The organism is Stenotrophomonas sp. A3_2 (assembly GCF_036624925.1).
Taxonomy (GTDB): domain Bacteria; phylum Pseudomonadota; class Gammaproteobacteria; order Xanthomonadales; family Xanthomonadaceae; genus Stenotrophomonas; species Stenotrophomonas hibiscicola.
In genome coordinates, this window is record NZ_JAZKVY010000251.1 from 1 (window position 1) to 26,308 (window position 26,308).

General features: G+C 66.5%; 21 protein-coding genes and 1 riboswitch. Of the genes, 11 read left to right on the forward strand and 10 right to left on the reverse strand.

The window, feature by feature from the left end; translation table 11 throughout:
* The 4 genes from R5H29_RS10260 to R5H29_RS10275 all read left to right on the forward strand — a co-directional run.
* On the forward strand, positions 1-113 hold a 113-nt coding region (locus tag R5H29_RS10260), incomplete at its 5' end, for an IS3 family transposase (protein WP_288042072.1).
* A 618-nt stretch (positions 114-731) separates the two neighbouring features.
* Entirely contained in the window at positions 732-1,595 is an 864-nt protein-coding gene (locus R5H29_RS10265) for a pirin family protein (RefSeq protein WP_021203180.1), read from the forward strand.
* A 120-nt stretch (positions 1,596-1,715) separates the two neighbouring features.
* Positions 1,716-2,435, forward strand: a complete 720-nt coding sequence (gene aqpZ / locus R5H29_RS10270; protein ID WP_171952936.1) for an aquaporin Z — start codon at positions 1,716-1,718, stop codon at positions 2,433-2,435.
* A 197-nt stretch (positions 2,436-2,632) separates the two neighbouring features.
* Positions 2,633-3,091, forward strand: coding sequence for a hypothetical protein (locus tag R5H29_RS10275; RefSeq protein ID WP_019662176.1), 459 nt, complete (start codon positions 2,633-2,635; stop codon positions 3,089-3,091).
* 119 nt (positions 3,092-3,210) lie between these two features.
* On the opposite strand, the gene R5H29_RS10280 is transcribed toward R5H29_RS10275, so the two are convergent.
* The gene (locus R5H29_RS10280) at positions 3,211-4,062 is read right to left on the reverse strand and encodes a pirin family protein (protein ID WP_164144787.1); all 852 of its coding nucleotides are present in this window, start codon (positions 4,060-4,062) and stop codon (positions 3,211-3,213) included.
* A gap of 215 nt (positions 4,063-4,277) precedes the next feature.
* Between R5H29_RS10280 and R5H29_RS10285 the strand changes: the two genes are divergently transcribed.
* Positions 4,278-6,359: a carbon starvation CstA family protein gene (locus R5H29_RS10285; RefSeq protein WP_019662178.1), complete on the forward strand. Its 2,082-nt coding sequence runs from the start codon at positions 4,278-4,280 to the stop codon at positions 6,357-6,359.
* A complete protein-coding gene (locus R5H29_RS10290) occupies positions 6,359-6,583 on the forward strand; it encodes a YbdD/YjiX family protein (RefSeq protein ID WP_005410613.1) in 225 nt (74 codons plus the stop codon). Before R5H29_RS10285 ends, R5H29_RS10290 begins: the two co-directional genes overlap by 1 nt.
* Positions 6,584-6,997: 414 nt before the next feature.
* Here the strand turns inward: R5H29_RS10290 and R5H29_RS10295 are convergent, their stop codons facing one another.
* The 3 genes from R5H29_RS10295 to R5H29_RS10305 all read right to left on the reverse strand — a co-directional run bounded on the left by R5H29_RS10295 (position 6,998) and on the right by R5H29_RS10305 (position 10,354).
* A complete protein-coding gene (locus R5H29_RS10295) occupies positions 6,998-8,248 on the reverse strand; it encodes a DUF819 domain-containing protein (RefSeq protein ID WP_005418276.1) in 1,251 nt (416 codons plus the stop codon).
* 119 nt (positions 8,249-8,367) lie between these two features.
* The gene (locus tag R5H29_RS10300) at positions 8,368-9,654 is read right to left on the reverse strand and encodes a HAMP domain-containing sensor histidine kinase (protein ID WP_155029940.1); all 1,287 of its coding nucleotides are present in this window, start codon (positions 9,652-9,654) and stop codon (positions 8,368-8,370) included.
* Complete coding sequence (locus tag R5H29_RS10305; protein WP_019662181.1) at positions 9,641-10,354, reverse strand: response regulator transcription factor; 714 nt, start codon at positions 10,352-10,354, stop codon at positions 9,641-9,643. Before R5H29_RS10305 ends, R5H29_RS10300 begins: the two co-directional genes overlap by 14 nt.
* Before the next feature lie 104 nt (positions 10,355-10,458).
* Here R5H29_RS10305 and R5H29_RS10310 point away from each other — a divergent pair, with 104 nt between their 5' ends.
* The 4 genes from R5H29_RS10310 (at position 10,459) to R5H29_RS10325 (ending at position 17,255) form a co-directional block, all read left to right on the forward strand.
* Entirely contained in the window at positions 10,459-12,189 is a 1,731-nt protein-coding gene (locus tag R5H29_RS10310) for a glycosyltransferase family 39 protein (protein WP_032955550.1), read from the forward strand.
* A gap of 111 nt (positions 12,190-12,300) precedes the next feature.
* A complete protein-coding gene (locus R5H29_RS10315; RefSeq protein ID WP_019662183.1) occupies positions 12,301-13,065 on the forward strand; it encodes a phosphatase PAP2 family protein in 765 nt (254 codons plus the stop codon).
* A complete protein-coding gene (locus R5H29_RS10320; RefSeq protein ID WP_332329137.1) occupies positions 13,062-14,711 on the forward strand; it encodes a phosphoethanolamine--lipid A transferase in 1,650 nt (549 codons plus the stop codon). Before R5H29_RS10315 ends, R5H29_RS10320 begins: the two co-directional genes overlap by 4 nt.
* A gap of 579 nt (positions 14,712-15,290) precedes the next feature.
* Positions 15,291-17,255 (forward strand): M2 family metallopeptidase, encoded by a 1,965-nt coding sequence (locus R5H29_RS10325; protein ID WP_332329138.1) that lies wholly within the window; start codon positions 15,291-15,293, stop codon positions 17,253-17,255.
* A gap of 127 nt (positions 17,256-17,382) precedes the next feature.
* On the opposite strand, the gene R5H29_RS10330 is transcribed toward R5H29_RS10325, so the two are convergent.
* The 3 genes from R5H29_RS10330 to R5H29_RS10340 form a co-directional block, all read right to left on the reverse strand.
* Positions 17,383-17,775, reverse strand: a complete 393-nt coding sequence (locus tag R5H29_RS10330) for a hypothetical protein (protein WP_180877968.1) — start codon at positions 17,773-17,775, stop codon at positions 17,383-17,385.
* Between the two features lie 82 nt (positions 17,776-17,857).
* Complete coding sequence (locus tag R5H29_RS10335) at positions 17,858-18,754, reverse strand: siderophore-interacting protein (protein ID WP_332329139.1); 897 nt, start codon at positions 18,752-18,754, stop codon at positions 17,858-17,860.
* A gap of 141 nt (positions 18,755-18,895) precedes the next feature.
* On the reverse strand, positions 18,896-20,122 hold the full coding sequence (locus R5H29_RS10340; protein ID WP_134732050.1) for a multidrug effflux MFS transporter: 1,227 nt from the start codon (positions 20,120-20,122) through the stop codon (positions 18,896-18,898).
* A 299-nt stretch (positions 20,123-20,421) separates the two neighbouring features.
* Positions 20,422-20,524, forward strand: a riboswitch (glycine riboswitch).
* A gap of 62 nt (positions 20,525-20,586) precedes the next feature.
* On the opposite strand from R5H29_RS10340, the gene gcvP reads away from it, so the two are divergent.
* A complete protein-coding gene (gene gcvP / locus R5H29_RS10345; RefSeq protein WP_019660028.1) occupies positions 20,587-23,454 on the forward strand; it encodes an aminomethyl-transferring glycine dehydrogenase in 2,868 nt (955 codons plus the stop codon).
* Between the two features lie 83 nt (positions 23,455-23,537).
* On the opposite strand, the gene R5H29_RS10350 is transcribed toward gcvP, so the two are convergent.
* The 3 genes from R5H29_RS10350 to R5H29_RS10360 all read right to left on the reverse strand — a co-directional run bounded on the left by R5H29_RS10350 (position 23,538) and on the right by R5H29_RS10360 (position 26,263).
* Positions 23,538-23,948, reverse strand: coding sequence for a VOC family protein (locus R5H29_RS10350; RefSeq protein WP_329848828.1), 411 nt, complete (start codon positions 23,946-23,948; stop codon positions 23,538-23,540).
* Positions 23,949-24,090: 142 nt separating this feature from the next.
* On the reverse strand, positions 24,091-25,458 hold the full coding sequence (locus R5H29_RS10355; protein WP_134734760.1) for an amino acid permease: 1,368 nt from the start codon (positions 25,456-25,458) through the stop codon (positions 24,091-24,093).
* Between the two features lie 82 nt (positions 25,459-25,540).
* Positions 25,541-26,263, reverse strand: coding sequence for an AraC family transcriptional regulator (locus tag R5H29_RS10360; RefSeq protein ID WP_021204412.1), 723 nt, complete (start codon positions 26,261-26,263; stop codon positions 25,541-25,543).
* Positions 26,264-26,308 lie beyond the last annotated feature (45 nt).

Consider the following 26,308-nt stretch of genomic DNA (forward strand, 5'->3'; position numbering starts at 1 on the left):
GGCTGGTGGAATACATCCAGTACTACAACCAAGAGCGAATCAAGTTGAAATTGAAGGGCCTGAGCCCGGTACAGTACCGGGAGCAGGCCCAACAGGCCCAATCGGCCGCCTGACCCCGTCCAAGTCTCGGGGGTCACTTCACCTTGGGGGCTTGGCCGCGGCATCCATGCCGCGGACACCCCGCAACCCGACACCGCCCCGCCCCTGACAGCTTCCCGGTGACGGTGGGTGAACTGCGATGACTGGTAGGTGTCGACCTTGGTCGGCACGGATCATTGCGAACTGGTGGGTGTCGACCTTGGTCGACACCAGGAGCGAAGCGACCGGCGTTTGCTTTTGATTTTCTTTTTCTTCTCCGTGGCTGGACAGTACACGGAAACTGTCAGAGGCCGGGCGGGTGGGTGGCGCAGGGGCGTGAGCCGCATGGATGCGGCGATCGAGCTTACATGGGTGAGGGCGCTTTGCTTGCGAAGCACTGCTTCGCGAGCGACCGAACGCACAGCCGCCAGCGGCTGGGCTGGGCCCCGGAGGGGGACTTGCAGCGTCCCCTGCGCCACCCACCCGCCCGGCCAAGCGCGGCTTCTGCTTTTGCTTCTGCCTTCAGCGACCAACCAGCCAGCCACGAGGGGCTGCGCCGTTGGCTGGAACAACCTGTTACCCATACAGGGCATGTGCCCGTCACAGCTGCATGCGATGCTCACCACCTGATCCCTGCCAGCGAGAACGCCCGCATGACCACCATCATCGCCCCGCGCGTGCACGACATCGGCGGCCTCGAAGTCCGTCGCGCCGTCCCCACCCTGCAGGCGCGCAGCATCGGCTCGTTCGTGTTCGTCGACCAGATGGGCCCGGCACTCATGCACCCCGGCACCGCCATCGACGTGCGCCCGCATCCACATATCGGCCTGGCCACCGTGACCTACCTGTGGTCGGGCGCGATCGGCCACCGCGACACGCTGGGGTCGGACCAGGTGATCCGTCCCGGCGACGTCAACTGGATGACCGCTGGTCGCGGCATTGCCCATTCCGAGCGGACACCGCAACCGGACCGCGCCCACGACAACCCGATCCACGGCATGCAGACCTGGGTGGCGCTGCCGAAATCGCACGAGGAAATCGAACCGGCCTTCTACCACCATGCCGCGGCTACGCTGCCCGAGCAGCGCCGCAACGGTGCCTGGCTGCGGGTGATCGCCGGCCGCGCCTATGGCGAGGAATCGCCGGTGAAGGTGTTCGCCGATACCCTCAACGTGGCGATCGATCTCGACCCGGATGCGGAGATCGATATCGATGACGGCCACCGCGAGCGCGCGCTGTACATCCTCGAAGGCGACGCACAGCTGGATGGCGTGGACATCCCTGCACAGCATCTGGTGATTCCCGAGGCCGGCGCACGCGGCCGCCTGCGCGCGAAGACGCCGGTGAAGGCGATGCTGTTCGGTGGCGAGCCGCTGGATGGCCCGCGCCACCTGTGGTGGAACTTCGTATCCAGCTCGAAGGAGCGCATCGAGCAGGCCAAGCACGATTGGGAGGCCGGACGATTCGGCACCATTCCGGGCGACGACAAGGAGTTCATTCCGCTGCCGCAGTATTGAACATCGCGTGTTGCACACATCCGAGGGTGTATCCCTGCACCCGGCGTTGACGCTACAGTCACCCGCTGATCACTGAAATGTGACATAAATCACACTTTTGCCCTCAAAGGAGTGCAACACATGAGCATGGGTAAACGCTTGTCCGCCGAATTCCTTGGCACGTTCTGGCTGGTGTTGGGCGGCTGTGGCAGCGCGGTGCTGGCCGCCAAGTTCGGTGGCGACGGCAATCCGCTGGGTATCGGGTTCCTCGGCGTCGCCCTGGCCTTTGGCCTGACCGTGGTGACCGGCGCCTATGCGTTCGGCCATATCTCCGGCGCGCACTTCAACCCGGCAGTCAGCGTCGGCCTGTGGGCCGGCGGCCGCTTCCCGACCAAGGACCTCGTGCCGTACATCATCGCCCAGGTGGCTGGCGGCCTGCTGGCCGGCTTCATCCTGCTGCAGATCGCGTCGGGGACCAGCGGCTTCGCCATCGATGGCAGCCAGGCCGGTGCGTTCGCCAGCAATGGGTATGGCGCGCTGTCGCCTGGCGGTTACAGCGTGGCAGCGGCCTTCCTGTGCGAAGTGGTGCTGACCGCCGTGTTCCTGATCGTGATCATGGGCGCCACCCATGGCAAGGCGCCGGCTGGCTTTGCGCCACTGGCGATCGGCCTGTCGCTGACCCTGATCCACCTGATCAGCATCCCGGTCACCAACACCTCGGTGAACCCGGCCCGCTCCACCGCCGTGGCCTTCTTCGCCGGCAGCGGCGCAGTAAGCCAGTTGTGGCTGTTCTGGGTCGCCCCGCTGCTGGGCGGCGCGATCGGCGGCATCATCTACAAGTGGATCGGCAACGACCGCTGAGGCCTGTGCGCACCATTGCGGCCGACCATCGGCCGCAATGGTTACGTCTGCAACTTCGATTTGTGCGATCGCTCACGTTCCGTTAAGGTTGAGTTGACCGTCCGTGCACACGCCGGGCGGGGCGGCATCCGGGGATGGGATGCCACGGCCGCCAGTCCATCTGGTGGAGCCACACGACCGACCACCTTGGGGGATGCATGAAGTTCGCGCCTGTAGTGTTGTCGAGCCTGCTGTTCGCCGCGGCCCAGGCTGCCGCGCAGGCTCCCGCGGAATGTCCTTCGTTGCCGGCCAGCAGTGGCCTGCAGTGGCAGCAGCAGGTGTTGGCCGACCTTCTGGTCTGCCGCGCCAGCACCGGGGATGGACGCGAGGTACTGAGCCTGATGCTCAGCGCGCGTGACCCTGATATTCCGTTGAACCGGGCACTGCGCCAGGAAAAAGGCAGCTTCGGCGGTGAACCGCTTTACTGGTACCAGCCCGATCTCGGTGGCCAGCAGCCGCCCGGCTATGCCGAGCGCCGCATCAGCGTGGTCAAGCTGGACAAGAAGCGCTACGCGCAGATTTCGCTGTACCCGGACAGCGCCCAGGAGCTGGGCTCGCTGCAGCAGTTGGCGCAGGGCATGAGCCTGACCCCGTCAGCCGTGGCCGCGGGGCGCTGAAGGTGACGGGGATGACTGCCTGGCAGCATCCCCGCAGGATCCGACTCGCGGGACGTCCGCCGGGCGTGGCCCGGCGGCGTTGCCGGCTTCTTTCGACGGGCCATGCCCGGCGCAATCCATCAGAACTTGCCTTCCTGGAAATCGACGAAGGCCTGCATCAGTTCCTGCCGCGTGTTCATCACGAAGGGGCCATGGCGCATCACCGGTTCGCGCAGCGGACGGCCGGCAACCAGGATCAACCGCGCGCCTTCACTGCCCGCCGAGAGGTGCAGTTGCTCGCCTCCGCCCAACACCGCCAGTTCCTGGCGTGCAACGTCGCGCGCAGCGTCCTGCTCGCCCACCGTCAGCCCGCCCTCGAACACGTAGGCAAAGGCGTTGTGCCCTTCCGGCAGCGTGTAGGTCCAGGCCCGATCAGGCACCAAGGTGATGTCGAGGTAGAGCGGATTGGTAGCCGGTTGCACGATCGGACCCCGGGTGCCGTCCACGCTGCCGGCAATCACCTTCACTGTCACACCCGGCTCCGGCTGCACCACCGGAATCCGCTCGGGCGCGAATTCCTGGTACTTCGGGTCAGTCATCTTCTCCTTTGCCGGCAGGTTCACCCACAGCTGGAAGCCGCGCATCTGCCCGCTTTCCTGCTCGGGCATCTCCGAATGCACCAGGCCACGCCCAGCGGTCATCCACTGCACGCTGCCCGGGGTCAGCAGGCCTTCGTTGCCGTGGTTGTCGCGATGCCGCATGCGCCCGTCGAGCATGTAGGTGACGGTCTCGAAACCGCGGTGCGGATGTTCCGGGAAGCCGGCGATGTAATCCTCGGCGCGGTCGGTTCCGAATTCATCGAGCAGCAGGAACGGATCCAGATCGGGCAGCGTGGGGCCGCCGATGACGCGGGTCAGGCGCACGCCAGCACCGTCGGAGGTGGGCAGGCCACGGATGGTGCGCAGCACGCGGGCCGGTTCGGGAAGGCTCATGGCGACTCCTGTTGGATGGATGCCACTGAAGATGGACGCCATACGGCCGTACGCCAATGGATGGCGCCGCAACCGATTGTTCCATCCCTGATGTTCGCTGCACGTCAGCACAACGTACGTACGACCAAAGTACTACCGCCGATTCGTCCTGCGCCAATTGACCCTGTCGAAGGCAAGCGGGACTCTTTGACTGTCTTTCCGGGAGAGAGCACCTCATGAAAGGGTTTTCAAAACTGGGCTGGGCGGTACTCGCCCTGCTCGGCGCATTCTGTCTGGGCACCGTGGCACTGCGCCGCGGCGAGCACATCAATGCGCTGTGGATCGTCGTCGCCGCGGTTTCGCTGTACCTGGTCGCCTACCGCTTCTACAGCCTGTTCATCGCCAACAAGGTGATGCAGCTGGATCCGACCCGGGCCACCCCGGCGGTGATCAACAACGATGGCCTGGACTACGTGCCGACCAACAAGCACGTGCTGTTCGGCCACCACTTCGCCGCCATTGCCGGCGCCGGCCCGTTGGTCGGCCCGGTGCTGGCCGCGCAGATGGGCTACCTGCCCGGCCTGCTGTGGCTGGTGGTGGGCGTGGTGCTGGCCGGCGCAGTGCAGGACTTCATGGTGCTGTTCCTGTCCAGCCGTCGCAACGGCCGCTCGCTGGGTGACCTGGTGCGCGAGGAGATGGGCCAGGTACCCGGCACCATCGCCCTGTTCGGTGCGTTCCTGATCATGATCATCATCCTGGCGGTGCTGGCGATGGTGGTGGTCAAGGCGCTGGCCGAAAGCCCGTGGGGCATGTTCACGGTGATCGCGACGATGCCCATCGCGATCCTGATGGGCGTCTACATGCGCTATATCCGCCCTGGCAGGATCGGCGAGATCTCGGTGGTCGGCCTGATCCTGCTGCTGGCCGCAATCTGGTACGGCGGCAAGGTCGCCGCCGACCCGGTGTGGGGCCCGGCGTTCACCTTCACCGGCACCCAGATCACCTGGATGCTGATCGGCTACGGCTTCGTCGCCTCGGTGCTGCCGGTGTGGCTGCTGCTGGCCCCGCGCGACTACCTGTCGACCTTCCTCAAGATCGGTACCATCATCGCGCTGGCCGTCGGCATCCTGATCGTGATGCCGGAACTGAAGATGCCGGCGCTGACCCAGTTCGCCGCCAGCGGTGATGGCCCAGTGTGGAAGGGCGGCATGTTCCCGTTCCTGTTCATCACCATCGCCTGCGGTGCGGTGTCGGGCTTCCATGCGCTGATTTCGTCCGGCACCACGCCGAAGCTGCTGGCCAATGAAGCGCACATGCGCTACATCGGCTACGGCGGCATGCTGATGGAATCGTTCGTGGCGGTGATGGCGCTGGTGGCGGCCTCGATCATCGATCCGGGCATCTACTTCGCGATGAACAGCCCGGCGGCGGTGATCGGTGCCGATGCGGCCTCGGCGGCGCACTACATCACCAACACCTGGGGCTTCACCATCACCCCCGAGCAGTTGACCGCGACCGCGGCGGCGATCGGTGAACCGACCATCCTGCATCGCGCCGGTGGTGCGCCAACGCTGGCGGTGGGCATCGCGCAGATCCTGCACGAAGCGATTCCCAGTGGCAGCGACGCGATGATGGCGTTCTGGTACCACTTCGCGATCCTGTTCGAAGCACTGTTCATCCTGACCGCAGTGGACGCCGGCACCCGCGCCGGACGCTTCATGCTGCAGGACCTGCTGGGCAATTTCGTGCCGGCCCTGAAGAAGACCGAATCGTGGACCGCCAACATCATCGGCACTGCGGGTTGCGTGGCACTGTGGGGCTACCTGCTCTATACCGGCGTGGTCGATCCGTTCGGCGGCATCCAGACGCTGTGGCCGCTGTTCGGCATCTCCAACCAGATGCTGGCTGGCATCGCGCTGATGCTGGGCACGGTGGTGCTGTTCAAGATGAAGCGTGACCGCTATGCGTGGGTCACCGCGGTACCGGCGGTGTGGCTGCTGATCTGCACCACCTACGCCGGCTTCATCAAGATCTTCGACAGCAACCCGGCACAGGGGTTCCTGGCCCAGGCACACAAGTTCCAGGCTGCCATTGCCAGCGACACCATCACCGCACCGGCCAAATCGGTGGCGCAGATGAAGCAGATCGTGGTCAACGCCTACGTCAACACCGGCCTGACCGCGCTGTTCCTGCTGGTGGTGGGCGCTGTGCTGGTGTATTCGATCAAGACCATCCTGGCGGCACGCCGCAATCCGCAGCGCAGCGACCGCGAGACCCCTTACGTGGCACTGAAGCCGCACGAAATGGTGGATCTGTGATGAGCACGCAACTGGTTCCCGCCGGCCAGTACCAGGCGCACCGCCGCATCTGGCGGCGCCTGGTGCAGACCGCACGTCTGTGCTGTGGCATTCCCGATTACGACAACTATGTCCGGCACATGCTGGAAAAGCACCCGGACCAGGAGCCAATGGACTACAAGACGTTCTTCCGCGAACGCCAGGAAGCGCGCTACGGTGGGCGCAATGGGGGCCGCTGCTGTTGAGGGTTGGGTGCCGGGCTTGCAGCCCGGCGCCCGCAGAGGCAACTGCAACGGCGAAAGCGTCGGCTCTGGTTTTCCGTGAATTTGGCGGGGTGGTGTCGGATGGCGGGGACGCCGTAAACCCGTCCTTGGGGCTTGGCCGCAGCATCCATGCCGCGGACACCCCGCCATCCGACACCACCCCACCTTCGACAGATTTCCGTTGACGGCAAGAAGCATCAGGGGGCAGATCCGTTTCCGCGGGGAAACGGATCTGTCCTTTCTTTGTTCATGGATACCCATGAAGTGCATCCACGCATGACGTGGATCTATCCGGTGGCAGGCAAAAAGAAAGCCGAGCGTGGGCTCGGCTCTGCACGGGGAAAGCGTGTCCACGGCAATTGCCGTGAACACGCAACATGATCGTCAGCTCAGGACTCAGGCGCCGGCCATCCACTTCAGGATCAGGCCGGTGACATACGCCAGCCCGGTGCCGGTGGCATAGCCCACCGTACCCAGCAGCACGCCCACCGGCGCCAGCGTCGGGTGGAACGCTGCTGCCACCACGGGAGCCGAAGCGGCTGCGCCGATGTTGCCCTGCGAACCAATGGCGAAGAAGAACAGCGGCGCGCGCAGCAGCTTGGCCACCACCCACAGCACCAGCACGTGGGTGGCCATCCAGATCGCGCCGAGCAGGAACAGCCACGGCCGATCCAGCAGCGACAGCAGGTTCATCTGCATGCCGATGCAGGCGATCAGAAAGTACAGGAACACCGTGCCCAACCGCGAAGCGCCTGCCGCTTCCAGCCGGCGCGCACGGGTGAAGCTCAGGCCCAGGCCCATCGCCGTGGACAGCAGGATCACCCACACGAACTGGCTGTCCAGGCTGAACTGGCTGGCCCAGCTGACGTTGGCCTTGAACCAGCCCGACAGCGGTGCGGCGATGGCGTGGGCCAGGCCGACGCCACCCAGTGCCACGCCGACGATCACCATCAGGTCGGTCATGCTGGGAATGCGCGCGTTCTGTGCCTCGTAGGCGCTGATGCGTGCCTTCATCTCGTCGATGGCGCGCGTATCGGCCCCGTTGCGGGTGTCGATCTGCTGCGCGCGGTTGGCCAGGAACAGCAGGATCGCCATCCACAGGCTGGCGCAGGCCACGTCGACCACGGCGAACTGGCCGAAGGTGGTGGCGTCGGTGCCGAACACCTCACGCATGGCGACCATGTTGGCGCCGCCACCGATCCAGCTGCCAGCCAGTGCGGCCATGCCGGCCCAGGTATCACCGGCCACCGTTTCCGGATGGATCAGCTTCATCAGCTGGAAGGAGACGATCGCACCGAGCATGATGCCAGCGGTACCGGCACAGAACACAAGCAACAGCTTCGGCCCCAGCTTGATCACGCCCTTGAGGTCGATCGACAGCGTCAGCAGGACCAGCGCGGCCGGCAGCAGCACGTCACGCGCGACCGGGTTGTACAGCGAGGTGTTGTGGCCATCGATGACACCGGCGGTGTTGTAGATGGCGGGAATGAAGTAGCACAGCAGCAGCGCCGGCACCCAGGCGAAGATCTTCTTCAACAAGGGGGTCGGACCACTGGCAGCCCAGAAGATCAGGGCCAGGGTGGCGGCGATCAGGCCCAGTCCAACGATATCGTTGCTGATCAGGGCGGTAGCGGGTTCGGTCGGCATGGGATCCTCTGTCGATCGAAAAAACGGAAAAAAAAGCGCCGCATAAAGCGGCGCAGTTCCAGATTAACACTGTCTTCACGCCGGGTCATGCCGCAGCGCGGAGCAGGTCGGCCGCTTGATCAGGCGGGGCGCGAAGCGCCAAAGTCCAGGGTGACGCGTGTCCCGCGCGGCTCGCAGGGCTGCAACTGCAGTGTCCAGCCCAGGTGTTCACACAGCCGCGCGATCAGGTCCAGGCCGATGCCGCTGCCACGGTCGGCACGCCCGCCGCGGGCCATGCGTGCATGGATCGCCGCGATCTCCTCCGGGCTCATGCCGTGCCCGGGGTCCTGCAGGGTCAGCACCGCCGACGGACTCAGCTGCAGTTCGATATGGCCGCGACCGCTGTTCTCGATGGCATTGCGCAGCAGGTTGCCGATCGCCGCCTGCACCACCGCCATCGGCGCGACGATATCCACCGGCGCGGCCTGGATACCGATACTCAGGTCCTTGTCGCCGAGGAGGTAGCGATGGTCGTCGACGATCTCCGGCAGCAGCTGGTCCAGCGCGATGCGCTCGGCACGCACCGCCAGGCGCGCCGGATCGCGCGCCAGCACCAGCAGCAGCTCGATCAACTGCTCCACGCTCTGCGCCGTGCGCAACACCCGCTGCATCTGCTGGCGGGCGCGCTCGGGCAGGCCCGGTTGCTCCAGTGCCAGTTCGGCGGCACCGGTCATCACGGCGATCGGCGTGCGCAGTTCGTGGCTGGCGGTGCTGATGAAGACCCGCTCACGCTCGACGAACTGCTCATTGCGGTCAAGGTAATCGTTCAGTGCATCGGCGATGGTATGCAGTTCGGAACTGCCGCGTGGATCGACCTCGATGCGCTGGCCCTGCACGCCCGGCCGCAACGCGGCGATGTGCTGTGCCAGCAGGCTCAGCGGGCGCACCATGCGTTCCATGCCGAACGACGCCATCAGTACGGTGACGAAGATCATGATCACCCCGGCCAGCATCACCCAGCGCGTGGCGAACTGTTCCAGGTCATGAAAATCGGAAATGTCCAGAACCAGCGCGACCCGGCCCATCGACTCGGTTTCGCGCACCATCACCGCCGTCTCACGGCCCTTGATCATTACGCCGTCATGCAGCCCCGGATGCAACGTACGCAGAGCGTCGGGCAGGTTGACCGCATCGAAGCGATACAGGCTGAGCGTGTCCGAATCCTGCCAGCGGTAATGCGGCTCATGCTCGACGTGCTCGACGATGCTGTCCAGTTCGGAGTTGAGCAGTGCGCGCCAGGCGGCGTGCTCGGCATGCTCGTGCACATAGTTGCCAACGCTGAACACCGCCAGTGAAAGCAGCGCCAGATAGCCCAGCAACCACCACACGACCCGACGGTACAACGGGCCCGGCTTACGCGCCTTCATCGTCATCCTTGCCGGCATCGCTGGTGGAACTCACCGCCAACCGGTAGCCCACCCGCGGCAGCGTGTGGATCAGTTTCTTGGCGAACGGGCCGTCGACGCTGCGACGCAACTCGTAGACGTGCGAGCGCAGCAGGTCACCATCCGGCGGCTCATCGCCCCACAGGGCGAACTCCAGCTGCTGTCGTGTCACCGCCCCCGGGCTGGCCCGCATCAGCACTTCCAGCAATTTGCGGCAGGCCGGGTACAGGTGCAGCAGCTGGCCCCCACGCTGGGCCTCCAGCGTTGCCAGATCCAGTACCAGGTCGCCCACCTGCAGGCGCTTGCGCGGGTTGCGGCCCTGCGCACGCAGCAGCAGCGCTTCCAGCCGCACCTCCAGCTCGGGCAGCGCGAACGGCTTGGTCAGGTAGTCGTCGGCACCGGCGCGGAAGCCGGCAATCTTGTCCGGCAGCTCGTCACGCGCGGTCAGCATGATCACCGGCACTTCCGATGCTTGCTCGGCGCGCAGCCGGCGCAGCACCTCCGGGCCCTCCATGCGCGGCAGCATCCAGTCCAGGATCACGGCGTCGTAAGGGTGGCTGCCGGCCAGGTGCAGGCCGGTGATGCCATCCGGGGCCACGTCAAGCACATGCCCGCGCGACTCGAAATAGTCGAACAGGTTGGCTACCAGCTGGCGGTTGTCCTCGATCACCAACAGACGCATGCACGAAACACCCACGGAAGTTCGTACCATGGTAGCGCCGCGCATGTCGGAATGCGGTCGCCCCGGCCCCGCTCTGACGCTTTTCCCACCCCTGCCACCTCAGAATGGCCGTTTTGCTCCCGGAGCCTGCCGTGCCCGTAGCCCTGCCCCGCCGTTGGCGCCTGCCCCTGTTGTGGCTGTTGATCGTTGCTGCGCTGGCAGCGGGGATCGGCCTTCGGCAGCCGCAGCCGCCGGACGAGCCGCGCTTCGTGCTTGCGGCCCGGACCATGGTCGAAAGCGGGCAATGGCTGCTGCCGCACCGGGGCGTGGAGCTATATGCGGAGAAGCCGCCGGTCTTCATGTGGCTGCAGGCGGCGGCCTACGAGATCGTCGGCAGCTGGCAGTGGTCGTTCCTGCTGCCGTCGCTGCTGGGCGCCCTGCTCAGCCTGTGGCTGGTGTCGGATCTGGCACGCCGGCTGTGGTCACCGCGGCATTCCCTGTATGCCTTGGCGGCGCTGTTCTGCACCCTGCAGTTCGGGCTGATGGCCAAGCGCGCGCAGATCGACATGGTGCTGGTGGGCATGACCACGGTGGCCCTGTGGGGCCTGATGCGCCATCTCTGCGAGCGCCGCAACCTGCCCGCACTGTGGCTGGCGGGTTTCGCGGCCGGCCTGGGGACAGTGACCAAGGGTGTGGGTTTCCTGCCGCTGTTGATGGTGCTGCCATGGTTCGGCTGGTGGCTGTACCAGCGTTGCCGCGGCCTCAGGGGGGATGGTCCGCACCCGGCAACGCTGCTGTGGCTGATCCCGGCCTTCCTGCTGGGCGTGTCGGTGTGGCTTGCGCCGCTGGGCTGGGCCCTGCTGCACACGCCCAGCGCCGAACTGCAGGCCTACGCGCATGAGCTGTTGTTCAAGCAGACCGGTACCCGCTATGCCAACGCCTGGCACCACCGCCAACCGGTCTGGTACTACCTGCAGGTGATCCTGACCCTGTGGCTGCCCGGCAGCCTGTTGCTGCCGATGCTGTTCAGACCCTGGTGGCGCCGCCTCCGCCGAGGCGACCGCCGGCAGTGGCTGCTGCTCGGCTGGGCCATTCTGGTGCTGGTGTTCTTCAGCGCCAGCCCGGGCAAGCGTGAGGTGTATGTGCTGCCGATGCTGCCGGCAATGGCACTGGCGGCGGCGCCACTGCTGCCGGGCCTGCTGCGCCGGCTGTGCGTGCGCCGCTACCTGTTCGGCTACAGCGTGGTGCTGATGCTGGCCACCGGCGTGCTCGGCGTCATGCTGTTGACCGAGCACCCTTGGGCCCTTGCGCAGCTTGAGCGCCGGGCAATGCCCGATACGCTGCTGCCGGTGCTGGGCGATGGCCTGCTGACCTTCGCCATCGCCCTGGCCACGCTGATCGTGTGGCTGCGGGTGCGCCGCGCCGCAACGCTGGTGCTGCTGACCCACGGCATGCTGTGGATGCTCTACGGCCTGGTGTTGATTCCGGCGCTGGATCCCTACGCTTCGGCGTCGGCGCTGATGCGCCGGGTCGGCGCACGGATCGGGCCGGACGCCGAACTGGCGCTGGTCGCCTGGCGCGAGCAGAACCTGCTGCAGGCCGACCGCGCGGTGCGTGAGTTCGGCTTCAAGCGGCCTTGGGCCGAGCAATGGCACGATGCCGGCCCCTGGCTCGCCGAAGCGCCGGACAAGCGCTGGCTGCTGGTGCTGGACGATGCAATGAGTCCCTGCGTGGACCCGGCCAAAGTGATCGACATCGGCATGGCCAACAGGAATCGTTGGCAACTGCTTCCCGGTACGGCCTGGGACCCGCAATGCCACGCCGAACGGGCCGGCTCGACCGCCGAAGAAGACTGAACGTTGACTCGTGCCGGGGAATCATTAACCCGGTGCGAACGGGCGTCCGACCCTTCTCCGACATGCAGGTGACGAGCATGACTGCGGATTCCCAAACCGCCCTCCCCCAGCATGCCCGTCCGTCCCCTTGATTCGGTAGCGCCGCTTGCGACACCACTGGCGTCTCGATTTGCCGTAACTCACCTCTGGCTGCCTGTCGCAATCGGTCTGCCATTGTTTACGCTGCTGATGGACTTCGGCGGTGATCAATGGGTGGCCGATCACCTGTTCCGTCTTGAAGGCAGCCACTGGGCGCTGCAGGACGCCTGGATCACCCGCAGCGTCGTGCACAAGGCCGGCAAATGGTTGAGCACGGCGGCGGCGCTGGTCGTGATCCTGCTGTGCTTCCACCACTGGCGTAAGGGTCGCGATCGCACCCTGCAATGGGCGCTGCTTTATGTCGTGATTGCCATGGCACTGGGCACCGGCGCGATCTCCCTGCTGAAGTCGCTGGTGCCGATGGAATGCCCGTGGGACCTGCTGCGCTACGGTGGCCACCAGCCTTTCATCGGGCTTTTCACGGCGCGCCCCGCTGGCATGGCCGCGCAGGCCTGCTTCCCGGCCGGTCACGCCAGTGCTGGCTACGCCTGGCTGTGTCTGTACTATTTCGCCCTGCTATGGCGCCCGTCGTGGCGCTGGACCGGGTTGTGGATCGGCCTCGGCGCCGGCCTGGTGTTCGGCATCAGCCAGCAGCTGCGCGGTGCACATTTCCTTTCGCATGACGTTGCCACTGCATTGATCTGCTGGTTGCTTTCGCTGGGCCTGTATCTCATCGTCAAGCGCGTCCTGACACACCGTCAACCGAACCATGCCAACCGCCAGGAGGCAAACGCATGAGCGCATCGGTCCAACGGCCCGCCCGCCTCCCCGCCCTTGCGGGTCTACGCCACTGGCGGCCGCAGCTGTCCACCGAAGCGCTGATCGCGCTGACCAGCCTGTTCTTCGCGGTGGCCGGCAATGGCCTGTTCTGGCACAGCGCGATGGCCAGCCATCCAGGCAGCCTGCGCTACGCGCTTTCACTGCTGCTGTTGCTGCTGGGCGCTCACGGTGTGCTGCTGGGCATCCTGGTCTGGCGCTGGAACGCCAAGGTGGTGATCAGCCTGTTGCTGCTGGTGACCGCATTCGCCGCGCACTACATGAGCCGCTACCACATCTACCTGGATGCGGACATGCTGCGCAACGTGCTGGCGACCGACCCCAAGGAAAGCCGCGAGCTGATGACCGTGTCGCTGCTGTGGCCGGTGCTTTTGCTTGCGGTGCTGCCGATGATCGTGCTGTGGCGCGTGCAGCTGCGCCGCCGCAGCTGGGGCCGCAGCCTGCTGTGGCGGCTGGGCTTCCTGGCGGTGGCCGCAGTGACCGCCATCGGCGGTGCCCTGATCTCGTTCCAGGATGTCTCGGCACTGATGCGCAACCAGCGTGAAGTGCGCTATCTCGCGACACCGGCCAATGTCCTGTTGGGCATGCCGCGTGCATTGCGTGGCAACAATCCGGTGCAGCGCGCGCCGAAGCTGCCGATCGGTACCGATGCCAAGGCCACCCCGCGCGCGCCGGCCAGCAAGCCGCGCCTGCTGGTGATCGTCATGGGCGAGACCGTGCGTGCGCAGAACTGGGGGCTCAACGGTGGCCGCAACACCACCCCGGAACTGGCGCAGGCCAGCGTGATCAATTTCCCGGACATGCACTCGTGCGGCACCAGCACCGAGGTTTCGCTGCCGTGCCTGTTCTCGCCATGGGGTCGTCACGACTACGACGAAAAGAAGATCCGTGCGCACCAGTCGCTGCTGCACGTCCTGGACCGCGCCGGCATCGTACCGTTGTGGCGTGACAACCAGTCCGGCTGCAAGGGCGTGTGCGAAGGCCTGGACTTCCAGTCGCTGTCCGATGCCACCACGCCGGGCCTGTGCGCCGATGGCCGCTGCATGGATGAGATCCTGCTGCAGGACCTGGCCACCCAGGTGCGGGCCAGGCCCGGCGACCGGGTGGTGGTGCTGCACCAGCTGGGCAACCATGGCCCTGCGTACTTCGAGCGTTATCCGGCCGCCTTTGCCCGCTTCAAGCCAACCTGCGACACCCGTGACATCGGCCGCTGCTCGCGCGAAGAGATCACCAACAGCTACGACAATGCCGTGCTGTACACCGATCACTTCCTGAGCAAGACCATCGGCACGCTGCAGGGCATGCAGGACTACGACACGGCGATGATCTACCTGTCCGACCATGGCGAGTCGCTGGGCGAGAAGGGCCTGTTCCTGCACGGCGTGCCCTACGCCATCGCCCCGGCCGAGCAGACCCGGGTACCGATGACGATGTGGTTCTCGCCGGGCTTCGCGAGCAGCCGCGGGTTGGACCTGCAATGCGTGCGCAAGCGCTCGACGGCATATACCGACCATGACAACCTGTTCCCGTCGGTGCTGGGCCTGATGCAGGTGAAGACGGCGCTGTACGAGCGCGATCGCGACGTGTTCGCCAACTGCGAGAGTTGAGGGTTTGTCGGCAGGGCTGCGCCCTGCACCCGCCGAGGCCACTGCACAAGCAACGGCAACAGCAGAAGCAGGCGATTCGTGGCTTGGCGGGGCGGTGTCGGAATGCGGGGACGCCGCAAGTACGTCCATGTAGGCTTGGCAGCGGCATCCATGCGGCTGACACCCCGCACTCCGACACCGCTCCACCTCTGACAGATTGTCCCGATCTGGTAGATCCACGCCATGCGTGGATGAATTTCCATCGGAATCGAATAGTCGAATTGAATTCGAAAAGCATCCACGCATGGCGTGGATCAATGACAGGTCGCGGAAATCTGTCGAAGGCGGGGTGGGTCCGGTTGCGGGGGCGTGAGCGCCATGGATGGCGCGACCGAGCCTCCATGGACGGATTTACGGCGCCCCCCGCAACCGGACCCGCCCCGCCAAACCACGGATAGTCCGCTGTTGCTGTTGCTTCGGCTTTGCCGTTGCTTGAAAGCCTCTGCGGGTGCCGGGCGCGGCCCGGCCGACTTCCGCCACTTGCGGTGGCAGCGACGGCCCACTAGCCTTCGGCCGTCGTTCACCACCCAAGGACCGCCCGTGAAACACCGTCATCTCCTGCTGGCCTCGGCAATCGCCGCCGCCACGCTGGCCCTGGCCGCCTGCAAGAAGGAAGCTGCGCCAGGTACCGATACCGCCAGCAGCAGCGCCCCGGCCGGCGAAACCGCCGACCAGTTCGTGGCCCGCATCAATGCCGAGTTCAAGGCCGCCTACCCGGAGATGACCTCGGCGCAATGGCTGTCCTCCACCTACATCAACAGTGATTCCGAACGCATCGCAGCCAAAGCCAACGAACGCTCGTTGACCCAGCTCAACAGCTGGATCGAACAGGCCGCCAAGTTCGACGGCAAGCCGATGAGCGAGGACAGCAAGCGCGCGATCCACCTGCTGAAGCTGATGTCCTCGATGCCGGCGCCGCGCGACCCGGCCAAACTGGCCGAGCTGACTCAGATCGCCACCCGCATGGAAGGCAGCTATGGCGCCGGCAAGTACTGCACCGATGCCAACGACCCGAACTCCTGCCGGCAGCTGGGCGAGCTGGAGCAGGTGCTGGCACGCAGCCGCGACTACGACAAGCAGCTCGACGCCTGGCAGGGCTGGCACAGCACCACCAAGAACATGCGCGGCGACTATCAGAAGTTCGTCGGCCTGGTGAACGAAGGCGCCAAGGGCATGGGCTTCACCGATGCCGGCCAGATGTGGCGCAGCGGCTATGACATGCCGCCGGAGCAGATCGGCCCGGAAACCGATCGCCTGTGGGAACAGGTCAAGCCGATGTACGAACAGCTGCACTGCTATGCGCGCGCCAAGCTGGACAAGACCTACGGCAAGGACAAGGCCGAAGTGGGCAATGGCCTGATCGCCGCGCACCTGCTGGGCAACATGTGGCAGCAGGACTGGTCCAACCTGTGGGACCAGCTGGAACCATATCCGGGTGCCGGCAGCCTGGACATCACCGCTGCACTGGAAAAGCAGTACCAGACCAACCTGAGCGCGGCGCTGGCCAAGGCCGGCAAGGACGCCAGTGTGGCGACCCAGTACAAGGCGCAGCGCGAAGCCGAACTGCGCACCGCCAAGCAGATGACCGAGCGCGCGCAGGACTTCTACGTGTCGCTGGGCATGCCGTCACTGCCGCAGTCGTACTGGGAAAAAACCCAGTTCATCAAGCCTGACGACCGCGACGTGGTCTGCCACGCCAGCGCCTGGGACATGAACATGGAAGGCGACGTGCGCACAAAGATGTGCATCAAGCCGAACGAAGAGAATTTCACCACCATCTACCACGAGCTGGGCCACATCTATTACGACCTGGCCTACAACCCGCTGCCGCCGCTGTTCCAGGGCGGTGCCAACGACGGCTTCCATGAAGCGATCGGCGACACCATCGTGCTGGCGATGACGCCCAAGTACCTCAGCTCGATCGGCCTGGTCGACGCGCCGACCGAAAGCCGCGAGGCGGTCATCAACAACCAGATGCGCATGGCGCTGTCGGGCGTGTCGTTCCTGCCATTCGGGCTGATGATCGACCGCTGGCGCTGGGGCGTGTTCGATGGCTCGATCACCGCCGACAACTACAACAAGGCATGGTGGGACCTGAAGGCCAAGTACCAGGGCGTGGCCCCGGCCAGCAGCCGTGGCGAAGAATTCTTCGATCCGGGCGCGAAGTATCACGTGCCGGGCAACACCCCGTACACCCGTTACTTCCTGGCGCGCATCCTGCAGTTCCAGTTCTACAAGGGCCTGTGCGACGCCTCGGGGTACAAGGGCCCGCTGCATGAGTGCACCTTCTACGGCAACAAGGAAGCCGGTCAGAAGTACTGGGCGATGCTGAGCAAAGGTGCCAGCCAGCCGTGGCAGGCCACGCTGAAGGAGCTGACCGGCACCGACAAGCTCGATGCCGGCCCGATGATCGAGTACTTCACACCGGTCAACGAGTGGCTGAAGCAGCAGAACGAAGGCCAGATGTGCGGCTGGCAGGCCAACGCGGCCCCGGCGGCGAAATGAGAAAAGGGGCGGGTCCGCGAGGATCCGCCCCTTCTCCTTGTTGTAGAGCCGAGCCATGCTCGGCTGCATTTCCACCGTGCTGCGTACGGCAAGCCGAGCATGGCTCGGCTCTACATAATGGGCGCGATCAGCTGTTCTTCTTCGCCGCCATCGCCGCGGCCAGCTCGGCCTTGAACTCCTCGAAGGTCTGGCCCTTCTCCTTTGCTTCGGCCTGTGCGGCATCACGAAGTGCATCGGAGTACATCAGGCGCACCGGCGTGCCATTGCGTTCGTGCAGCTCACCGGCCTGCATGATCAGCGCCAGCACCTGCGCAGCGCTCTCGCTGTGGCCGGCGATGCGGCCATCCATGCCCAGCACCCATTCGCCATCGCGGCGAACGACACCGGCCAGCAGGGTGCGCTGCGCGTCGCGCAGTTCGGCATGCGGCTCCACCGGCGACGCCTGCGCGGCTGCCTTGTTGGCGGCCTTCTTTTCCTGGCGACGGCGCTGGTCGCGGCGGGTCTTGGAGCTGGTGGACATGGTGCGGTACCGCTGCGAAGGGGGCGCAAGGATAACGCACCCCGCCCGCAGCGCTGCTTCACGCGTGCTCGATCCAGCACGGTCAGTCCAGCACCTTGCCGTGCCGCCAGTAGCCCATGAAGGTGATCGCGCGGCGGTCCAGCCCGCAGTCGCGGACCAGGTGGCGACGGATCGCCATTACCGCCGCCGCCTCGCCTGCCACCCAGGCATACAGCGGCCCGGCCACGCGGGTATCGTCCTGCTCCCAGAGGATCTGCGTATCGACGTCGATCTCATCCGGCGCATCGCCGGCAGCCGCGCCCGGGGCCGCTGCCAACCGCGCCTGGACCGCCTGCAGCAACGGCTGTCCGTAGGCGGCCCGCCCGCGCGGCAGCCAGACCAGCTCGGCGCTGGAGGGCGCCTTCAGGTGCACGGCATCACCGGCCTGCGCCACCTCCAGCAGCGCCAGCGTGCGCGGCGGATCGACCATGGCCGCCAGTTCCTCGAGGATGCCGGCCACCGCCGGCAGCGCGGTTTCATCCGCCACCAGCAGCACCTGGCCGACTCCCATCGGCGGTTTCCATTCCCAGCCTTCGCTGCTGTCGGCACAGTCGGCATCGGGGGCCAGCAGCACTACGCGGTCGCCCGGGCGAGCGTGGACGGCCCAGCGCGAGGCCGGCCCGGTTTCGCCATGCAGCACGAAATCAACGTCGACCTCGCCCTGCTCGGCGCGCAGGTGGCGGATGGTGTAGGTGCGCATGGGCGGACGCTGGTCGTCCGGCAGCGCCCGGTAGCGCGGGTACCAGTCCTCGCCGCTGGGCACCGGCGGCACGTCCTGGCCGGGCAAGGGGAAGAATACCTTGATGCGCTGGTCCGGGCCTTCGGTCTTCATCCGCGCCACGTCGGCACCGGTGAATACCATGCGGTCCAGGGAAGGAGAAAGAACGCGGCGCTCCTTCAGCGCCACCTCGAACAGGCGGTAGGTCTGCTGCGCAGCCATGGGGGAACCTCATGCAACGACATCGGATCGGCTGGCTGTCGTGCATCCACGCACCGGCTGGCTGGAGGCCCCAGCCTAGTCCGGTCGTTCCTCGCCGCAAGCGTTACGGGCATCGCGGCGTACCCTACCCCTGCGCGCTGCTCAATCACCCGTGCAGGCTGCCTGCGCCGCGCGCTCAAGCCGGTGCTCCCAGTACCAGAACACGAAGCCGGCGCCAAAGAACGCGGCCTGGCCCAGCGCCAGGTGCAGCGGGCTGGCACTGAGCAACGGCGACACCACGCCGGCCACCACGGTGCTGATCATCAGCTGCACGAAGGCCTGCAGCGACGAGGCCAGGCCGCGCTGGTGCGGATACATGTCCAGCACCGCCAGCGCCAGGATGGGGAAGATCAGCGCCATGCCCATGCCGCCCAGGAAGATCGGCAGCACTGCCCACGGCAACACGAACTGCGGCGACAGCGCCACGTAGCCGACATTCAGCAGCGCCGACAGCGCGCACAGGCTGAAACCGATGGCGACCTGGCGGGTGGGCGTGGTGTGCCCGGCCATGCGCCCGGACAGGAACGAGCCGGTGGTCATGCCGCCGATGGTGGGGATGAACAACCAGGCGAAACCGCCCTCGCCCAGGTGCAGGTGCTGCATCACGAACACCGGCGCCGACGAGATGTACAGGAAGATGCCACCGAAGCCGATGCTGCCGGCCAGCGCCAGGCGCAGGAAGCGCGGGTTGAAACCGATGCGCACGTAATCGCGCATCAACGCGTGCGGCGACAACGGCACGCGCGCTTCGACCGGATGGGTCTCCGGCAGGTAGCGTGCAGTGGCTGCCAGCAGGACCAGCGCGAACACCACCAGGAACCAGAAAATCAGCGGCCAGCCGGCGCCACTGAGCAGGATCCAGCCACCGATGATCGGCGCGATGGCCGGGGCGATGCCGAACAGCATCGACACCTGGCTCATCAGGCGCTGCGCGTCGTGGCCATGGTAGAGATCGCGGATCACCGCGCGGCCGACGATCATGCCGACACCCGCCGACAGGCCCTGCAGCGCGCGGAACGCCAGCAGCGTGGCCAGATCGGTGGACAGCGCACAGCCGACCGAGGCGCCGACGAACACCACCAGGCCACCGAGGATCACCCGCTTGCGCCCCCACGCATCGGACAGCGGGCCATGCGCCAGGCTCATCAGGCCATAGAACAGCAGGTACACGCTGATGGTCTGCTGCACCGCCACCTCGTCCACCGACAGGCGCTGCGCCAGCTGCGGGAACGCGGGGAAGATGGTATCGATCGAGAACGGGCCGAACATGGCCAGGCCGGCAAGCAGCAGGGCCATGCGGCGGGTGGAGGGAGCAACGGCGGCGGTCATGAAGGAAGCGTCCGGCAGGGCCATGCGCGGCACGCACGGCGGGCGCCGGTCCCGCTGCAACGGGGACGGCGCCAGATGAATTCGGGTATCCGCCCATCATAGGTGGGGATTGCGCCCGATGCCATGCAGCGGTGCACAAAACGCACGGCCGGGCCATCGGCCATTCAGCCGCGGGCCCGCGCCGGGGCGCGGCCAGCGGGCCCGCAACGGGCTATAATCGGCGGGCAACACGGTGGGAGAAGCGGAACACCGCTGCCGAAGGCGCAACGCCCGTAATCGCTCAGGCCCGATACCACCCGTAACAGAACTCTGGAGAGACCGGTTCGATCCGGCGCCGAAGGGGCACGAAGCCGCGGTTTTCCGCGCTTCCAAACTCTCAGGCAAAAGGACAGAGGGGCGCCCCGCAGACCGCCGACCGGCGGCTTGTGCCCGTGCGTGTGCCCTTTCCTGACGGATCCTTCGCCATGTCCCAGAACACCCCTTCCCTGCGTGAGCTCGAGCACCACAATGCGTTCGTCGAGCGCCACATCGGCCCCAACGATGCCGAGATCGCGCAGATGCTCGACGTCGTCGGCCACGCGTCGCTGGATGCGATGACCGATGCCATCGTGCCGGCCAAGATCAAGTCGCCGGCGCCGCTGGCGCTGCCGGAGTCGATGACCGAAGTGCAGGCACTGGCGAAGATCCGTGCGATCGCCGACAAGAACACCGTGCTGCGCAGCTTCATCGGCCAGGGCTACTACGGTACCCACACGCCGAACGTGATCCTGCGCAACATCCTGGAAAACCCGGCCTGGTACACCGCCTACACCCCGTACCAGGCGGAAATCTCGCAGGGCCGCATGGAAGCGCTGATCAACTTCCAGACCCTGTGCGCCGACCTGACCGGTATGGAGATCGCCAACGCCTCGCTGCTGGACGAAGCCACTGCCGCCGCCGAAGCGATGACCCTGGCCAAGCGTTCGGCCAAGTCGAAGTCGGACACCTTCTTCGTGCACGATGCCGTGCACCCGCAGACCCTGGAACTGCTGCGCACCCGCGCCGAGCCCATGGGCATCGTGCTGCGCGTCGGCACCCCGGCCGAGGCACTGGAAGCAGAAGCCTTCGGCCTGCTGCTGCAGTACCCGGACACCTTCGGCCAGGTCGGTGACTACAAGGCGCTGGTCGATGCCGTGCACGCACGCGGCGGCCTGGTGGCCGTGGCCACCGACCTGCTGGCCCTGACCCTGCTGGCTGCCCCGGGCGAATGGGGCGCGGACATCGTGGTCGGCAACAGCCAGCGTTTCGGCGTGCCGTTCGGCTTCGGTGGCCCGCACGCCGCCTTCATGGCCTGCCGTGACGCCTACAAGCGCTCGATGCCGGGCCGCCTGATCGGCGTTTCGGTCGATGCCCAGGGCAACCCGGCATACCGACTGACCCTGCAGACCCGCGAGCAGCACATCCGCCGCGAGAAGGCCACCTCCAACATCTGTACCGCACAGGTGCTGCTGGCAGTGATGGCCTCGATGTATGCGGTCTACCATGGCCCGGAAGGCCTGACCCGCATCGCCCGCCGCACCCACCGCCTGGCCGCCATCCTGGCAGCGGCACTGCGCAACGCCGGCGTACAGGTCGGTGGCGACTTCTTCGACACCCTGCACGTCACCGGCGTGCACGCCGATGAGATCCACGCCAAGGCACGCGCCGCCGGTTACAACCTGCGCGCGATCGACAGCGACTCGGTCGGCATCAGCCTGGACGAGACCGCCACCCGCGCCGACGTGGTCGCGCTGGCCGCCGTGTTCGGCGCGCAGGCCGACATCGATGCGCTGGACGCAAGCACCGCCGACGCGCTGCCGGCCGGCCTGCTGCGCCAGTCTGCGTTCCTGACCCATCCGGTGTTCAACACCCACCACAGCGAGCACGAACTGCTGCGCTACCTGCGTTCGCTGGCCGACAAGGACCTGGCGATGGACCGCACGATGATCCCGCTGGGTTCGTGCACCATGAAGCTCAACGCCACCGCCGAGATGATCCCGGTGACCTGGCCGGAGTTCTCGCAGATCCACCCGCTGGTGCCGGCCGACCAGGCGCTGGGCTACAAGGAACTGATTGATTCGCTGGAAGCGATGCTGGTCGAATGCACCGGCTACGACGCGGTCAGCCTGCAGCCGAACTCCGGCGCACAGGGCGAGTACGCCGGCCTGCTGGCGATCCGCGCCTACCACCGCTCGCGCGGCGAAGGCCACCGCGACATCTGCCTGATCCCGGATTCGGCGCACGGCACCAACCCGGCCTCGGCGCAGATGTGCGGCATGAAGGTGGTGGTCACCAAGACCGATGCCAACGGCAATGTCGATGTGGAAGACATCCGCCTCAACGCCGAGAAGTACAGCGACCGCCTGGCCGCGATCATGATGACCTACCCGTCCACGCACGGCGTGTTCGAGGAAGAGGTGGTCGAGATCTGCGAGATCATCCACAAGCACGGCGGCCAGGTGTACACCGACGGCGCCAACATGAACGCCCTGGTCGGCGTGGCCAAGCCCGGCAAGTGGGGTTCGGACGTTTCGCACCTGAACCTGCACAAGACCTTCTGCATTCCGCACGGCGGTGGCGGCCCGGGCGTCGGCCCGTGCGCGGTCAAGGAGCACCTGGCGCCGTTCCTGCCGGGCAAGCTGGGTGACAACGGCCCGGTCGGCATGGTCAGCGCGGCCAGCTTCGGCAGCGCCTCGATCCTGCCGATCAGCTGGATGTACATCGCGATGATGGGCCGCGAAGGCCTGCGCAAGGCCACCCAGGTCGCGCAGCTCAACGCCAACTACATCGCCAAGCGCCTGGCGCCGCACTTCAAGACGCTGTACACCGGCCGCAACGGCCTGGTGGCGCACGAGTGCATCCTCGACGTGCGCCCGCTGGAGAAGACCAGCGGCATCGGCGCCGAGGACGTCGCCAAGCGCCTGATCGACTTCGGCTTCCACGCCCCGACCCTGAGCTTCCCGGTGGCCGGCACGCTGATGGTCGAGCCGACCGAGAGTGAGTCGCTGCACGAGCTGGACCGCTTCATCAACGCCATGATCCAGATCCGAGAGGAAATCAGCGCGATCGAAGACGGCCGCCTGGACCGCGAGGACAACCCGCTGAAGAACGCGCCGCACACTGCCACCGCAGTGACCGCCAGCGAGTGGACCCACGCCTACCCGCGCGAACTGGCTGCCTTCCCGCTGGCCAGCCTGAAGCAGAGCAAGTACTGGCCGCCGGTGGCACGCGTCGACAACGTGTACGGCGACAAGAACGTGATGTGCGCCTGCATCCCGGTCGATGCCTACAAGGACGATGAAGTCGAAGCGTGATTGACGGAACGGCCCGCGCAAGCGGGCCGTTTTCGTTTACGGTAGCGCCGGGCCATGCCCGGCGAGCGCAGCGGCTGAACCGATCACGGGTCCGGCATCTGCCCCAGGCTCAACTGCCACGACACCCCGAAGCGGTCCTGCACCCAGCCGTAGCGGTTGCTGAAATCGTACTCGCCCACCGGCATCAGCCAGTGGCCGCCCTCGCCCAGCACGCGTGCCGCGCGCTCGAACTGCTCTGCGCCGGAGCACTCGACGAACAGCGAGATCGACGGCGAGAAAGTGAAGTCGTGCACGTCCAGGCTGTCGAAGCACAGGTAGTGGGTGCCACCGAGCAGGAAGATGGCCTGGCGGACCTGCCCGGGCGCGCCGGCACCGGCGCCGTCCGGATGGCGCTGCATTGCCAGCAGGCGGAAATCGGCGAAGGCCTCGGCGTACAGGGCCAGGGCGGCCTCGGCCTGGCCGGTGAACATCAGGAAGGGGCGACTGCGCAGCATGCGGTACTCCCGGTCGACGGGCCGCTGGCGGCCCACCTGCGCACAGTGCCACGCGGAGTGTGTGCCTGTTGTAGAGCCGAGCCCACGCTCGGCTGGCGATCGCGCAAACAGCAGCCTCGACCGTAGGGTCGGCTCTACAGAATCACGCCTCGCGCATGCGCCGCGCGATGGCGCTGCCGGCGGCGATCGTGGCGGTCAGCGCAACCATCGACAGGAACTGCAGACGGGTGTGCGCCTCGCTCAGCAGCAGGCCGAAGATCAGCGCCAGGATGCCCAGCGCGCACACGGTCAGCCACGGGAAGCCCGCCATGCGGAACGGCAGCCGGGTACCCAGGCGATCCGCGCGGCGGCGCAACACCAGTTGTGAGACCAGCGACAGCGTCCACACCAGCAGGCAGGTCGAACCGACGATGTTCAGCAGCACCGGCAGCACCCGGTCCGGGAACAGCAGTTCCATCACCGTGGCGGCGAAACCGAACAGGACGCTGGCCAGCACGGCGATGACCGGCACCTGGCGCGGATCGGTCCAGCCCAGCACGGCCGGGGCTTCACGTCGCTGCGCCAGCGAATACATCATGCGCGAGGCGCCGTAGAGGTTGGCATTGAGCGCCGACAGCAGCGCGATCACAGCGATCAGGGTGATGGCGGTGCCTGCACCCGGAATACGGGCAATGTCCAGCACCGCGGCGAAGGGCGACTTCAACGCTTCGCTGGTCCACGGCACCACGGCGATGATCACGCTCAGCGAGCCGATGTAGAACACCAGGATGCGCCACGCCACGGTGCGGATGGCACGGGCGATGCTGCGCTCCGGATCTTCGGTCTCCGCCGCCGCAACGGCCACGATCTCGGTGCCGCCGAAGGCAAACACCACCACCAGCAACGCCGCGCCGATCCCGGCCAGGCCCTTCGGCGCAAAACCACCATGCTCGGTGAAGTTGCTCAGCCCAGGCGAGGTCACCTGCGGGAGCCAACCCATCAGCAGCGCCACACCGATGGCAATGAACGCCAGGATCGCCGCCACTTTCAGGATGGCGAACCAGAATTCGAACTCGCCGAAGTTCTTCACCCCGAGCAGGTTGATGGCGGTGAAGAACAGCATGAAGGCCAGCGCCGCCATCGGTACAGGTACTGCTGGCCAGACCGTGGCCAGCAGACCGGCCGCTCCCACCGCCTCGGCGGCGATCACGATCACCAGCTGCACCCACCACAACCAGCCGACGGTGGCACCGGCGGTGGCGCCCATGGCATCGGCGGCATAGACCGAGAACGCGCCGCTGGTCGGTTTGGCCGCCGCCATTTCGCCCAGAGCGTTCATCACGATGATCACCAGCGCGCCGGCGACCAGATACGACACCAGGACCGCCGGACCGGCCGCCTGCACACCCACGCCCGAGCCGAGGAACAGCCCGGCGCCGATGGCGCTGCCCAGGCCCATCATGATCAGCTGGCGGGGCTTGAGCGAATGTCCGAGGCGGGACGGCGAAGCGGTCGGAATCGAGTTGGGCATCGGCAGGGCTGGCGGCGGGCTACAGGGGCGACACCTTACCCTGTCCCATGCCCGCGGGGATAGGCACAGCGCAGCAGGCGGCTCAGGCCAGTGCCGGCTCTCCGACACTGCCACCAATACGGGCGCGGTAGGCACGCGGCGAGAAACCGGTTTCAGCCTTGAACTTGCGGGTAAAGGCGCTCTGGTCGCTGAAACCGCAGGCCTGGCCGATGCTGGCGATGCTCTCGTCACCGTGCAGCAGGTGCATGGCCATCTGGATCCGCAGCCGGGTCAGCACCTGCTGCGGGGTCATCTGGAACACCTTGCGGAAGCTGCGCTCCAGCTTGGACAGCGAGAAGCCGGTGATGTCCAGCAGGGTCTGCATGCGCACGTTCTCGGCGTAGTGCGCGTTGAGGTGGGCCAGCGCCAGCCGCAGCTGCTCGTACTGGGTGCCGAGGCTGTCCTTCTGGCCCAGGTCGCGGGAAATGCCGATCAGGCCCTCGATGGCGCCATCGACCAGCAGCGGGCGCTTGCAGGTCAGGCACCAGCCCGGTTCGCGGTTGGCGAACAGGTGCAGCTCCATCAGGTTCTCGATCACCTCGCCGGACAGCACGCGGGCATCCTGGTCGACATAGTCCGCGCTGAGGCCGGTCGGGTAGATCTCGGCCGCGGTCCGCCCGATGACGTCCTTGCGCGCGCGCAGGCCCAGCCGTCGCAGCATGGTCTGGTTGACGTGGGTGTACCGCCCCTGGCGGTCCTTGATGAAGAACAGCACGTCCGGGATGGCGTCGAACAGGGCTTCGATGTCGGCGGGCTCGACTCGCATGCGGCAAGCATACCCGAGCCCGCTTTTGCCCGTACGTTCACCTTT

Excerpts from the sequence above, each read along its gene's own strand:
- R5H29_RS10265 (WP_021203180.1), top strand. The coding sequence starts at position 732 with ATGACCACCATCATCGCCCCGCGCGTGCACGACATCGGCGGCCTCGAA.
- aqpZ (WP_171952936.1), top strand. The coding sequence starts at position 1,716 with ATGAGCATGGGTAAACGCTTGTCCGCCGAATTCCTTGGCACGTTCTGG.
- R5H29_RS10275 (WP_019662176.1), top strand. The coding sequence starts at position 2,633 with ATGAAGTTCGCGCCTGTAGTGTTGTCGAGCCTGCTGTTCGCCGCGGCC.
- R5H29_RS10280 (WP_164144787.1), bottom strand. The coding sequence starts at position 4,062 with ATGAGCCTTCCCGAACCGGCCCGCGTGCTGCGCACCATCCGTGGCCTG.
- R5H29_RS10285 (WP_019662178.1), top strand. The coding sequence starts at position 4,278 with ATGAAAGGGTTTTCAAAACTGGGCTGGGCGGTACTCGCCCTGCTCGGC.
- R5H29_RS10290 (WP_005410613.1), top strand. The coding sequence starts at position 6,359 with ATGAGCACGCAACTGGTTCCCGCCGGCCAGTACCAGGCGCACCGCCGC.
- R5H29_RS10295 (WP_005418276.1), bottom strand. The coding sequence starts at position 8,248 with ATGCCGACCGAACCCGCTACCGCCCTGATCAGCAACGATATCGTTGGA.
- R5H29_RS10300 (WP_155029940.1), bottom strand. The coding sequence starts at position 9,654 with ATGAAGGCGCGTAAGCCGGGCCCGTTGTACCGTCGGGTCGTGTGGTGG.
- R5H29_RS10305 (WP_019662181.1), bottom strand. The coding sequence starts at position 10,354 with ATGCGTCTGTTGGTGATCGAGGACAACCGCCAGCTGGTAGCCAACCTG.
- R5H29_RS10310 (WP_032955550.1), top strand. The coding sequence starts at position 10,459 with ATGGCCGTTTTGCTCCCGGAGCCTGCCGTGCCCGTAGCCCTGCCCCGC.
- R5H29_RS10315 (WP_019662183.1), top strand. The coding sequence starts at position 12,301 with ATGCCCGTCCGTCCCCTTGATTCGGTAGCGCCGCTTGCGACACCACTG.
- R5H29_RS10320 (WP_332329137.1), top strand. The coding sequence starts at position 13,062 with ATGAGCGCATCGGTCCAACGGCCCGCCCGCCTCCCCGCCCTTGCGGGT.
- R5H29_RS10330 (WP_180877968.1), bottom strand. The coding sequence starts at position 17,775 with ATGTCCACCAGCTCCAAGACCCGCCGCGACCAGCGCCGTCGCCAGGAA.
- R5H29_RS10335 (WP_332329139.1), bottom strand. The coding sequence starts at position 18,754 with ATGGCTGCGCAGCAGACCTACCGCCTGTTCGAGGTGGCGCTGAAGGAG.
- R5H29_RS10340 (WP_134732050.1), bottom strand. The coding sequence starts at position 20,122 with ATGACCGCCGCCGTTGCTCCCTCCACCCGCCGCATGGCCCTGCTGCTT.
- gcvP (WP_019660028.1), top strand. The coding sequence starts at position 20,587 with ATGTCCCAGAACACCCCTTCCCTGCGTGAGCTCGAGCACCACAATGCG.
- R5H29_RS10350 (WP_329848828.1), bottom strand. The coding sequence starts at position 23,948 with ATGCTGCGCAGTCGCCCCTTCCTGATGTTCACCGGCCAGGCCGAGGCC.
- R5H29_RS10355 (WP_134734760.1), bottom strand. The coding sequence starts at position 25,458 with ATGCCCAACTCGATTCCGACCGCTTCGCCGTCCCGCCTCGGACATTCG.
- R5H29_RS10360 (WP_021204412.1), bottom strand. The coding sequence starts at position 26,263 with ATGCGAGTCGAGCCCGCCGACATCGAAGCCCTGTTCGACGCCATCCCG.